Source organism: Streptomyces sp. NPDC002785 (assembly GCF_040295565.1).
Lineage (GTDB): Bacteria > Actinomycetota > Actinomycetes > Streptomycetales > Streptomycetaceae > Streptomyces.
The window spans coordinates 19948-31513 of sequence record NZ_JBEOVN010000074.1 but is presented as its reverse complement, the minus strand read 5'-3'; the positions used below and the strand labels follow the sequence as shown (position 1 = coordinate 31513).

General features: G+C 70.2%; 10 protein-coding genes. 2 read left to right on the top strand and 8 right to left on the bottom strand.

Translation table 11 applies throughout. The annotated features are described in order from the left end of the window. Window positions 1-335: 335 nt before the first annotated feature. The 4 genes from ABTZ94_RS19100 to ABTZ94_RS19085 form a co-directional block, all read right to left on the bottom strand. Window positions 336-2384, bottom strand: a complete 2049-nt coding sequence (locus ABTZ94_RS19100; protein WP_351202230.1) for a hypothetical protein — start codon at window positions 2382-2384, stop codon at window positions 336-338. Between the two features lie 287 nt (window positions 2385-2671). Beyond that, the gene (locus ABTZ94_RS19095) at window positions 2672-3340 is read right to left on the bottom strand and encodes a methyltransferase domain-containing protein (RefSeq protein WP_351202229.1); all 669 of its coding nucleotides are present in this window, start codon (window positions 3338-3340) and stop codon (window positions 2672-2674) included. A gap of 64 nt (window positions 3341-3404) precedes the next feature. Then, entirely contained in the window at window positions 3405-3536 is a 132-nt protein-coding gene (locus ABTZ94_RS19090; RefSeq protein WP_351202228.1) for a hypothetical protein, read from the bottom strand. Between the two features lie 165 nt (window positions 3537-3701). Beyond that, window positions 3702-4985, bottom strand: a complete 1284-nt coding sequence (locus ABTZ94_RS19085) for a geranylgeranyl reductase family protein (RefSeq protein ID WP_351202227.1) — start codon at window positions 4983-4985, stop codon at window positions 3702-3704. 97 nt (window positions 4986-5082) lie between these two features. On the opposite strand from ABTZ94_RS19085, the gene ABTZ94_RS19080 reads away from it, so the two are divergent. Beyond that, complete coding sequence (locus tag ABTZ94_RS19080) at window positions 5083-5607, top strand: GNAT family N-acetyltransferase (protein WP_351202226.1); 525 nt, start codon at window positions 5083-5085, stop codon at window positions 5605-5607. 9 nt (window positions 5608-5616) lie between these two features. Here ABTZ94_RS19080 and ABTZ94_RS19075 read toward each other — a convergent pair whose 3' ends face one another. Then, window positions 5617-7926, bottom strand: a complete 2310-nt coding sequence (locus ABTZ94_RS19075) for a serine/threonine kinase C-terminal domain-containing protein (RefSeq protein ID WP_351202225.1) — start codon at window positions 7924-7926, stop codon at window positions 5617-5619. Window positions 7927-8033: 107 nt separating this feature from the next. After that, complete coding sequence (locus tag ABTZ94_RS19070; RefSeq protein ID WP_351202224.1) at window positions 8034-8726, bottom strand: demethylmenaquinone methyltransferase; 693 nt, start codon at window positions 8724-8726, stop codon at window positions 8034-8036. 140 nt (window positions 8727-8866) lie between these two features. On the opposite strand from ABTZ94_RS19070, the gene ABTZ94_RS19065 reads away from it, so the two are divergent. Then, the gene (locus ABTZ94_RS19065) at window positions 8867-9631 is read left to right on the top strand and encodes a DUF3152 domain-containing protein (RefSeq protein ID WP_351202223.1); all 765 of its coding nucleotides are present in this window, start codon (window positions 8867-8869) and stop codon (window positions 9629-9631) included. 73 nt (window positions 9632-9704) lie between these two features. Here ABTZ94_RS19065 and ABTZ94_RS19060 read toward each other — a convergent pair whose 3' ends face one another. Both ABTZ94_RS19060 and mqnC read right to left on the bottom strand, forming a co-directional pair. After that, window positions 9705-10331: an amidohydrolase family protein gene (locus tag ABTZ94_RS19060; RefSeq protein ID WP_351202222.1), complete on the bottom strand. Its 627-nt coding sequence runs from the start codon at window positions 10329-10331 to the stop codon at window positions 9705-9707. A 7-nt stretch (window positions 10332-10338) separates the two neighbouring features. Then, entirely contained in the window at window positions 10339-11538 is a 1200-nt protein-coding gene (gene mqnC, locus ABTZ94_RS19055) for a cyclic dehypoxanthinyl futalosine synthase (RefSeq protein ID WP_351202221.1), read from the bottom strand. Window positions 11539-11566 lie beyond the last annotated feature (28 nt).

Below are 11566 nucleotides of genomic sequence, written 5' to 3'. Positions count from 1 at the left end.
GCTGGGTGCGTGCAGCTGCAAGGCGGAGGATTGAGGCAGATGGGGTCTCCCCTGCTCGAGCGCAGCCGAGAGCTTGGGGAAGGAGCCATGGTGATCGACGACAACGCGGCAGATGCGCGTGCCCAGCCCCGCGACGCCGCCCCCCCCATTTGCCGGTCGGTCTAAGCCCCAAAAATCCGGGGCACTACGCAACCAGCGTGGCGGGCGGTACGGGCGCGGCTTCGACGTGCTGGTCGAGGAGCGCAGTTGCCGTGTCGGCCTCGAACGGCGGGCGGCCGACCAGCAGCTGGTGGAGCACGCAGCCCAGCCGAAGGGGGCGTGCCGTCGCGCTCGTGTCACCCGAGCCCGGTCCGCTGCAGCGCCGTCGCGGAGATTCCCTGGTGCGCCTCCATCGCGGCTTCGGCCCGTTCCGCCTCTCCCTTTGCGGCCAGGGCGTTGGTGGCGGAGTTGAAGCGCTCCATGGAGGTGGGATGGTCGGGGCCCAGGACGTACTCCTTCAGGGTACGGCGGTCGAGGACCAACGGGTCGGTGTGCGGAGCGCGGACCGAGTCGAGGATCTCCGGGAGGCGGGTGCACTCGCGGTCGAGGAGGTAGGCGCCGCCCGCAGTGGTGTAGGCGGCCCGGAACTCGTGGTCGGGCAGGTCGCGCGCGTTGGTGAGGACGTACGGCTTGAGGCTGGCCACGAAGTCGGCGACCACCGAGGAGACGTCGCTGATGAGGATGTCCGCCTGGTTGAAGCACTCGTAGAGGTTCGGCAGTTGATCGACAATCACGTTGTGGCGGACGGCGCCCTGGCTCTCCCGGAAGATCCGGTGCCACTCGGCGCGCAGTTCCTGCCACTCGGCCGCCCCGGCACGGTCGGGAACCCGGGCCTCGCGCATCTGCTCGGCGTCGTCGCCGTTGTGCCGGCCGGCCAGTTCGTCGAGGCGGGCCTGGATCTCCTGCAGCCGGGGCCGTACGGCGGCGACCGCGGCCTCCGCCTCCGCGGGGTCGCGCCGCTCGTTGTCGGCGCGCAGCAGCTCGCGGATCGCCTGGTCGGCGGCCGCCGCCTCGGTCGAGCGCTTGCCGGTGAGCGGGTGCGGCTTGTAGATGATCCGTACGTTCTCCGCCAGGAGCTTCTCGATGAGGGGCACACCCATCGGGATCAGAGAGGTGTGGCAATCGTCGTCGCTCCAGCCCTCCCAGGTGGGCGCGTAGAGGACGACGGGCAGAGGGCCGGGGACATGCTCGGCGTGCAGGCGGATCGGGGACAGCTGCGGGCGGCCCACCTCCACGATCGCGCTGTCACTGATCGCGTGCCGCACCCGCTGGTAGCGGTCCCGGCCCGCGCGGCCCGCCACCCAGATCTCGTCGTACACCTTGCTGACCCGGTTGCTGCTGGCGAGCTTGTCGCTGTCGCCGTGCCCGATGAAGACATGCTTGGCCTCGGCCACGCGGAGCATGTGAACGTTCTTGCCCGCGTTGCCGGGATACAACACGACCCGGACGCCGGACAGTTCGAGCTCGGCCAGGTCGTCGGCCTTCGGCACGCAGACCACCGGGATCCAGGTACGGCTCAGGTAACGGAACGAGGCACGCTCCCGAAGGATGATCACCGGACGCAGGTCGAGCTGCTCGAGCGTCTCGATCCACATGTTGACCTGGTACATGAAGTCACGGGAGACGGCCGCGAAGCTGAAATAGAGCGCCACCTCCGGCCGGTATCCCTCCAGCCGGCGGTTGACCTCGGCGAACACCTCGTCCCGTGCGGGCATCCGGCGCACCCTGCGGTACTGACCCAGCAGCGCGAGGACAGCCGCCACGGTCACACCGATGGTGAACGCGAAGCCCGCGTAGGCCGGCTCCCAGGTACCGGCGGTGAGCGCGGCGAGGAGCCCGGCGTGGGCCGGCAGGTCCAGGTGGAGGAGCTTGCGCAAGTGGCGTCTGTACAGCACGGCGGGCGGCTGCTGCGGTATCGGCAGCTCGCTCAGGTCAAGGTTGCGCACCACCAGCGGCAGCACCCGGCGCCGGCGGATGGCGTGGTGCACCGCCGTGTACAGCATCATCATCGCGAAGTGACCGCTGAAGACGGCGAGGGCGGTGACCAGCACCACACCAGGCGCGTCCATCCGGCTGGCCAGCGCGAGCAGCATCACCGTACGAACCGCGAACCGCATGGTGCGATCGAGATGCAGCGCCGCCAGCCGGCGCACGAAACTCGGAGCTCGCACATGCAGTACCTCGTCCACCACATACGTCACGGCCGCCGCCGCCACGAAACCCCACAGGGACGGCAGCAGGGCGAAAACCGGCAGTGCGACGAAACCGACGCCGAGCAGGAGCACAAGGAGCAGGTCGATCACCCCGCGCACGCGCAGGACTCCACACAACCGACGGATCATCATGGGTAGGCTTCCTCTTTCACGACGTTCGCCCAAACAGAACGAACTGGTGTACACCAGTTCGACTCGTGAAGAAGGTAAAGAGTTGTACACCTGACCCGCAGGAAAAGTTCACCTTTCGTTCATGAATGCGTGAGGGCTGCTCCGCACCGTCGGCGGACGGCAACGGCATGCGGATCTCATCGGTGGCCCTGTCGACGCGACGGGGCTCCTGAGGGCAGTCCCCAGGTGGCGTGGTTCCGGGACGGCCGGCTCCCGCAGGTTCAGGCGTTTGCCACGACGCCTGATCCTCAGCCGGGTTGCTTGGCCATGACGACCAGACCCGGCCCGCTTTGCTCATCCGCGGGGAGCCGAAGTTCGGCGACCGGGCGCAGGCCGGCCTGCTCGATCAGGCCCACGAGTTGTTCCGGACGCCATTTGTGTGTCGTCCAACGAACGGGTACACCCCCGTAGGCCTCGGTGCGCACCGCGTCTTCGTCGCCGACGTGTGTTGCGGTGATGAAGTGTCCGCCTGGCTTCAACGCGCGTGCGAACGAGGCGAGAACCTGAGGAAGGACGTCTCGGGGGAGGTTGAACAGTGACCACCACCCGAGCACGCCGCCAAGGGACGCTTCACCGAGGTCGAGGTCGGTGGCAGAGGCGACGCTGAAGCGGCATTGCGGATGAAGACGGCGCGCGTTCTCGATCATCCGGGGAGAGAGATCCACCCCGGACACGTCGAGTCCGCGTTCGGCAAGGTAGGCGGTCACCGTTCCGGGTCCGCAGCCGACGTCGAGAACAGGCCCGAGCTCGCTCACGGTGTCGGCGAAGGCGTCGATCGATGCCTTGAGCCATGGATGGCTACGGATGTCGCCGAATCCCGTCGTCACCACCATGTGGGCGTAGTTGTCGGCCACTCGGTCATAGGACTCACGTACCGCGTCGAGATCGGCTGGGCGGTCAATATGGTGTGCGCGCATCAGCCAACAATAGGACTGTGCAACGGTCTTGGGGCTGGAACAGCGGTTGACGCCAAGCCGTTGATCACGGCCCGGCTGTACTCGCAAGGGCGTTGACGCGGTTCTCGTACTCACGGCGGGCCTTGCGCTGTGCCGGGGCGCCCAGGGCGCCGTCGAGGGGCTGACAGCGGGCGAGGAACCGGAGCGCCGTCAGCACTTGTCCTGACGGTCCGTGGTGCTGGTGGTTCCGGGCAGATCCCTGGAGGGCAGATCCCTGGAACCACCGGCCGGGTGGGCAACCGGATCCCCGGCCCCCATCGCCCCGGCAGGCCGCGCTCGGCGGATTGCGGGGCACACGGGTGAGGGCCGGAAACCCGCAGGATCAGGCCTTCGGGGCCACCTTCGAAAGGCCGTTGATGATCCGGTCCATCGCGTCGCCGCCCGTCGGGTCGGTCAGGTTGGCGAGCATCTTCAGCGTGAACTTCATCAGCAGCGGGTGCGTCAGACCGCGCTGGGTGGCGACCTTCATGACCTTCGGGTTGCCGATCAGCTTCACGAAGGCGCGGCCCATCGTGTAGTAGCCGCCGTAGGTCTCCTTGAGCACCTTCGGGTAGTTGGTGAGGGCCAGTTCGCGCTGGGCCGGGGTGGCGCGGGCGTGGGCCTGGACGATGACGTCCGCGGCGATCTTGCCCGACTCCATGGCGTACGCGATGCCTTCGCCGTTGAACGGGTTGACCATGCCGCCCGCGTCACCGACGAGAAGCAGGCCCTTGGTGTAGTGCGGCTGGCGGTTGAAGGCCATCGGGAGAGCGGCGCCGCGGATCGGCGTCGTCATGTTCTCCGGCGTGTAGCCCCAGTCCTGCGGCATGGACGCGCACCATGCCTTGAGGACCTCGCGCCAGTCCAGCTCCTTGAAGGCGGACGAGGAGTTGAGGATGCCGAGACCGACGTTGGACGTGCCGTCGCCCATGCCGAAGATCCAGCCGTAGCCGGGCAGGAGCCGGTCCTGGGGGCCGCGCCGGTCCCACAGCTCCAGCCAGGACTCCAGGTAGTCGTCGTCGTGGCGGGGCGAGGTGAAGTACGTACGCACGGCCACGCCCATCGGGCGGTCCTCGCGGCGGTGCAGGCCCATCGCGAGCGACAGCCGGGTGGAGTTGCCGTCGGCGGCGACGACGAGCGGGGCGTGGAAGGTGACCGGGGTCTCCTCCTCGCCGAGCTTGGCGTTGACGCCGGTGATGCGGCCGGTGCGGTCGTCGACGATCGGGGCGCCGACATTGCAGCGCTCGTGCAGCCGCGCGCCCGCCTTCTGCGCCTGGCGGGCCAGCTGCTCGTCGAAGTCGTCGCGCTTGCGGACCAGTCCGTAGTCCGGGTACGAGGCGAGATCCGGCCAGTCCAGCTGGAGGCGGACGCCGCCGCCGATGATGCGCAGACCCTTGTTGCGCAGCCAGCCGGCCTCTTCGGAGATGTCGATGCCCATGGAGACGAGCTGCTTGGTGGCGCGCGGGGTGAGGCCGTCGCCGCAGACCTTCTCCCGGGGGAAGGCCGTCTTCTCCAGGAGCAGGACATCCAGTCCGGCCTTGGCGAGGTAGTACGCCGTCGTGGAGCCGGCCGGGCCTGCTCCGACGACGATCACATCCGCGCTGTGTTCGGAGAGGGGCTCGGTCACGGTCGGATCTCCCGAAGACTCGAAATCGCGTGCCGCGCGGCACCTGTCCCGTGCAGTCTATGGGGGTCCGCTGATCAACTTTTCGAAGGGCTCCCCGATGTCGACCGTGCCTCCCGTCGCCCCTTCCGTACAGCTGCGTGTCCCGACCGACGAGGACGCGCTGTCCTGGCACCGCGCGTTCGACGACCCCGAGGTGATGGAATTCTTCGGCGGTACGGCGGCGGAGCTCTCGATGTACGAGGAGTGGACCGCCCGCCAGCGCAGGCACGACGCGGAACTGGGGTACTGCCTGTGGACCGTGCTCGGCGAGGACGGCGAGGTCGCCGGTTTCACCGGCGCCCAGCCCTGGCCGCAGACCGCGTACGGCCCGGTGGGCGAGATCGAGATCGGCTGGCGGCTGGCCCGGTCGGCCTGGGGCCGGGGTTACGCCACCGCCGCCGCGCGCCTCACTCTGGAACGGCTGCGCGCGGTCGGGGTGGAGCGGGTGGTGGCGACGATCGACGCGCGCAATGAGCGGTCGATCGCCCTGGCCAGGCGGCTGGGGATGGAGCGGGCGGAGAGCTTCACGACGGAGCGGGCGGGGCAGGAAGTGCAGTGCTTCCGGTTGCGGCTGACCCCGTGACGACCGGCGTCAGTCGATGTCGTTGAGCATCCAGGTGGACACGGCGGTGTCGAAGATCTGCCGGGCGCCCGGCCAGTAGGCATCGCGCTCGGTGGTGTAGACGGCGTACTCCGTACCGTCGTCCGCGATGTGGCTCTGGTCGATCGCGTGGATCGTCTCGCCGCTGTCCCGGTCCTCGTACGTGTACTCCCAGATCGCACCCTGCCGCCCCTGGAAGGTGTTGGCCGACAGCTGCAGCCGCCGGTAGTTCTTCTGGTTGGCGTCGGCGGTCCGCTCCAGCGTCCGGAAGTTCTCGTACGAGGTGTACGGGGCGTTGCGGATGACGCCGACCTTGAGTTGGGCCCGTCCGGTGAGGCCCGCGTAGATGATCTGGTGGTTCTTCTCGCTCTGCCGGTCCCAGTACGTGGGGACGGCGAAGGAGAAGCCCGCGGTGTCGGAGACGAGCCGGTAGCCCTCGGGGACGGTGGGGGCGGACGGAGAGGCCGAGGCGGACGCGCTGTCGGACGGGGCCGGGCTGTCGGACGGGGCCGCGCTGTCGGAGGGGGTCTGTTCCTGCGACGGGTCGGCTGCCGGGGCCTGGTTGTTCCGGGACGCGGCGGGCTTGTCGTCCTCGGCCGGGCCGACGCCGCTTCGGCCGTTCGTCAGGGTCAGCACACCGGCGGTCGCGCCGCCGCCGACGAGGAGCGCCGCGACGAGGGTTCCGGTCCAGATGAGGGCGGTGCGCTTGCGGGTGTCGGTCAGGGGTGCGGGGGGCGCGGGTGCTGCGATGGGGGCGGGAATGGGCGCGGGTGCGGGGGCAGCGCCCAGTTGCATGGTGTGCGGGTAGTGCGGAGGCGGGGTCGCCGGGACGGTCGGAGCCGCCGGGGCCACGCCGGGCTGCGTCGGCATCGGCGTGCGCCGCCCCAGCCGCCGCAGCAGATGCGGCGCCACGAACACCGCGCCGCCCACCCACAACAGCCCGAACAGCAGCGCGTCCGGCACGCTCGGTGCGAGTTCCGCCATGCCCTGGCCGCCCACACCCGCGACGCCGCCCGACAGCTGTATGGAGACCCCGCTGAACCCGCACAGCACCAGGAACATCGCCAGAAACAGCCCACCCACGGTGGCCTGTTCACGCCGGTCCGCCGAGCGCCGCGCGGCCGAGATCCCCACCGTCAGCGCGCAGACGACACCGGTCACCAGCGCTCCGGCCACCGCCCAGCCGTTCAGTTCCTTGCCCAGTTCGGACAGCCCGAAGCCGCCGTGCTCCAGGCCGGAACCGAGGTAGCTCACCTGCCCTCGCATGTCGTACTCGACCGGGGCGCCCCAGCTCAGCCCGAGCACCATCAGGCCTATGTTCGGCAGCAACGGCAGCGCGATCAGCATGGCTTCGCCGTCCACACCGTCAGCATTGGCGTACGCGAGGAACCCGATCAGGATGCAGAGCAGCAGGACGGCGCCGAGCGCCCGTACCGCCGTTCCCGCCGCCCGGACCGCGGTGTGCGCGACCGGCCGCGCGGCCAGCCACTGGGCCGACGCGTCGCGCTGCAGTACGCCGCCGGTTACCAGCAACGAGATCACCAGCGCTCCGAACGCGGCGAGCAGCGGTGTGGACGAGACCGACACACCCGCGACATCGGGCTGGGCGAACAGCCCGATGACCAGGACGGCAGCGGTGGACACCACGCTGATCCGTACCGCCGCCTCCATGCCGCCGCCCTGCTTGCGGGCCGCTCGGGCACCCAGGTAGAGCGCACCCACCCACAGCACGGTGACCGTGAGCGGGACCACGGAGAGTGTGGCGCCGTCCTGCGCAGCGCCGCCGCCGGAGCCGTACCCGCTGCCGCCGTACCCGCTGCCGTCCAGGCCGGCGCCCGGACCGGTGGACCGCACCTCGAAGCCGCCGCCGAAGGCCTGGAGCAGCATCGCCAGCGCGATCCGCAGCCGGTCGCTCCAGCCGACGACGACGTCGTCGTCCTGCCCGTACGAGGGGATGGCGAGCGCCACGGCGAGGGCGAGGATCAGCCCGGTGGGCCAGGCCGCCGCCTTCGCCGAACCCGCCCAGTCGCCGCGGAAGGCCCGGCCGAGGAACGCGCCGAAGGGCGTCGGCCCGGCCGAACCCGGCATCGGCGCATGGCCGGGCGGCGGTGGCTGAAGCGGCGCGTGCTGGTCCGGCGCGGGCTGGTGCGGCATCAGCTGAGGTGGCCGGGACGGCGCGTCCGGCATCGTCGGCGGGGCGGCGGGCACCGCTTCCGCGGCCGGCCGTTCGCGCCCGCACTTCATGCAGAAGCGCGCCTCGTCCGGGGCCGGAATTCCGCAGAAGGGGCAGTACGACGGCATGTGAGCTCCGGCGGCAGGAACAGGGAAGGGGAAGACGCGTAAAGTATCAAAAGACACATCTTCCCCATCGCCCGGTTCCCGTCAACGGGAGTCACCGGAGCGGTGCTTCAGGGACGTACGCCCCGGTGCAGCGCCACCACACCGCCGGTGAGATTGCGCCAGGCGACCTTCGACCAGCCGGCCTGCTGAAGCTTCGCCGCCAGTCCGGCCTGGTCGGGCCAGGCACGGATGGACTCGGCGAGATAGACGTACGCGTCGGGGTTGGACGACACCGCGCGCGCGACCGGGGGCAGCGCCCGCATCAGGTACTCGGTGTAGACCGTGCGGAACGGCGTCCAGGTCGGTTGCGAGAACTCGCAGATCACCACGCGGCCTCCCGGCTTCGTCACCCGGTACAGCTCGCGCAGCGCCGCATCCGTGTCCTGGACGTTGCGCAGCCCGAAGGAGATCGTCACCGCGTCGAAGGTCTCGTCGCGAAACGGCAGCCTGGTGGCGTCGCCCGCGGTGAACGGCAGCCAGGAGTTGCGCTTCTTGCCTTCCTGGAGCATGCCGATGGAGAAGTCGCACGGCACGACGTACGCGCCCGTCGCGGCGAACGGCAGCGAGGACGTCGCCGTGCCCGCGGCCAGGTCGAGGACCTTCTCCGCGGGTCGGGCATGCACCGCCTTCGCGACCTCCTTGCGCCACAGCCGGGCTTGGCCGAGCGACAGCACATCGTTGGTGAGGTCGTAGTTCGCCGCCACGTCGTCGAACATCGAGGCGACTTCGTGCGGCTGTTTGTCCAGGGATGCTCGGGTCACCCACCCATTGAAGCAGCCCGGTCCATGGTGCTTCGCGCCGGTCAGGAGTGGGACACGGGTGGGCTGAACCAATCGCGTTAACCGGCAGTCAGTACAGAGGGGAGCACAGGGCTACGTCACCGAGGGCCAGGGGAGCACAGATGTCCGCACGGAGAGCGCCCGGACGGGGGCGGTCGAGACGCGGCCGGATGGGGCTGCTCGGCGCTGCTGTCGTCGCGGGCGCGCTGATCTGCGTCGCGGCTGTGGTGGGGCTCCGGTGGAGCACCGGTGGTGACACGAAGGCGGCCGGACCGTCCTCGTCCGGCACCGGCACCGGCACGTTCACCGTCGCCCGCGCGGGCGCCGCGGACAGCGGTGAAAACGGCGGCAGGAGCCGCGGCAAGGACGGTGGCAGCGGCAAGGGCGGGAGCAACGCCTACCGGGTCGAGGTGGAGGACGGCTCGGGCATCGCCCCAGACCGGGCCGCCGCCGAGGTCGCCCGCATCCTGGCCGCGCCGCGGGGCTGGTCGCACCACGGCGAGCGCACCTTCCGCCAGGTCGCCGACGGCCCGGCGGGACTGGTCATCCGTATCGCCACCCCCGCGACCACCGACGCCATCTGCGGGAAGAGCGGCCTCGACACCCACGGCGAGGTCAACTGCCGGGTCGGTGCCGACGTCATAGTCAACCTCAAGCGCTGGCAACAGGGATCGCCCGAATTCCACGGCCCGCTCGCCGGCTACCGGGCCCTCATCATCAACCACGAGGTCGGACACTGGCTGGGCCACGGCCACGAGACCTGCCCGGACAAGGGCCGCCCCGCCCCCGCGATGATGCAGCAGATCTACGGCCTGAAGGGGTGCGACTCCAACGCCTGGCCGTACGACGCCAAGGGCCACTACCTGGGCGGCCCGTCGGTACCGTGACGGCTCCCTGTCCACGGCCGGACAGGTCTCAGCCAGGCAGGCCTCTGCCAGGCAGGTCTCAGCCGGGCAGGTCTCAGCTGCGGCGGAAGACCAGCCGTCCGCCGAGTACCGTCGCCGTGCAGCTCCCGGCGCCCTCGGTGCGCAGCTCCGCCAGGTCCCGTACGCCGAACACCGCCAGATCCGCGGGCCCGCCGACGGCCAGGGCCGCCGCGAACGCGTCGGCCGGCTCCGGTACGGAGGCCAGCGGGTCGAGGGAGACGGGTTCCGGCGCCGGGCCCGGAGCGTGGACGCGCAGCCCCGAGCGGGCGACCGCCGTGCGCACCGCGGGGCGGGTGAACGGGCCCCGGACGGCCGTCGTGCCGTGCCGCAGCATCCGTTGCAGCCCACGCCGGGCACTCGCACCCCAGCGGGCGTCGTCCAGGCCGAGCGCGGTGAGCGCGTCACCGGTGAGCGGGTCGCTTCCCAGCTCGTCCGCCTCCCGCGGATCCGGGTGGTAGGCGGCCTCCAGCAGCACCGGTGCCCCCGCGTTCAGCAGCCCCGGGGCGATCAGACCGGACCACCGCCGGATCCGGGCCTGCGGACGGGCGGCGGTCAGCTCCCCGTACGTACCGATGGCGACGACCACGCCGCCGTCCACGGCCACGGAGTCGACCCCGTCCGGGGCACCCTGCACCGCATCGGCGGCATGAACGGTCAGCAAGACAGCCTCAGTTGGCGTTGAGGAGCTTGAGCTCCGGGTGGGCCGTGCCGCCCTCGATCGCCGTGGACGAGATGTGCGAGACCACACGCTCGTCGACCGGGTCGTTCGCCGGGTCGTCGTGCACGACGAGGTGCTCGTACGTCGTGGCGCGCTGTGCCGGTACGCGGCCCGCCTTGCGGATGAGGTCGATGATTTCGAGCCGGTTGGAGCGGTGCTTGGCACCGGCCGAGGAGACGACGTTCTCCTCCAGCATGATCGAGCCGAGGTCGTCGGCGCCGTAGTGCAGCGACAGTTGGCCGACCTCCTTGCCGGTGGTCAGCCAGGAGCCCTGGATGTGCGCGACGTTGTCCAGGAAGATCCGGGCGATGGCGATCATCCGCAGGTACTCGAAGAGAGTCGCCTGCGTCCGGCCCTTCAGGTGGTTGTTCTCCGGCTGGTACGTGTACGGGATGAACGCACGGAAGCCGCCGGTCCGGTCCTGTAGGTCGCGGATCATCCGCAGGTGCTCGATGCGCTCGGCGTTGGTCTCGCCGGTGCCCATCAGCATGGTGGAGGTGGACTCCACGCCGAGGCGGTGCGCGGCCTCCATGATCTCCAGCCAGCGCTCGCCGGACTCCTTGAGCGGGGCGATCGCCTTGCGCGGCCTGGCCGGCAGCAGCTCGGCGCCCGCTCCCGCGAAGGAGTCGAGACCGGCGGCGTGGATGCGCTGGATGGCCTCCTCGACGGAGACCTTGGAGATCCGGGCCATGTGCTCGACCTCGGAGGCGCCCAGCGAGTGGATGACCAGCTGCGGGAACGCCTTCTTGATGGCGGAGAAGTGCTCCTCGTAGTACTCGACGCCGTAGTCCGGGTGGTGCCCGCCCTGGAACATGATCTGCGTACCGCCGAGTTCGACGGTCTCCGCGCAGCGGCGCAGGATGTCGTCGAGGTCGCGGGACCAGCCCTTGGCGGTGTCCTTGGGCGCGGCGTAGAAGGCGCAGAACTTGCAGGCCGTGACGCACACGTTGGTGTAGTTGATGTTGCGCTCGATGATGTACGTCGCGATGTGCTCCGTACCGGCGTAACGGCGTCGGCGTACGGCGTCGGCCGCCGCACCCAGCGCGTGCAGCGGCGCCGACCGGTAGAGGTCGAGAGCCTCCTCCGGGGTGATCCGACCGCCCTCGGCGGCTCGGTCGAGGATGGGCTGAAGGTCGGCCTTCTCGGTCACCGGGCTGTCACCTTTCGGCGGTTTTTCA

Coding starts and splice junctions, on each gene's coding strand:
- ABTZ94_RS19065 (WP_351202223.1), top strand. CDS start 8,867: ATGTCCGCACGGAGAGCGCCCGGACGGGGGCGGTCGAGACGCGGCCGG.
- ABTZ94_RS19080 (WP_351202226.1), top strand. CDS start 5,083: ATGTCGACCGTGCCTCCCGTCGCCCCTTCCGTACAGCTGCGTGTCCCG.
- ABTZ94_RS19075 (WP_351202225.1), bottom strand. CDS start 7,926: ATGCCGTCGTACTGCCCCTTCTGCGGAATTCCGGCCCCGGACGAGGCG.
- ABTZ94_RS19100 (WP_351202230.1), bottom strand. CDS start 2,384: ATGATGATCCGTCGGTTGTGTGGAGTCCTGCGCGTGCGCGGGGTGATC.
- ABTZ94_RS19095 (WP_351202229.1), bottom strand. CDS start 3,340: ATGCGCGCACACCATATTGACCGCCCAGCCGATCTCGACGCGGTACGT.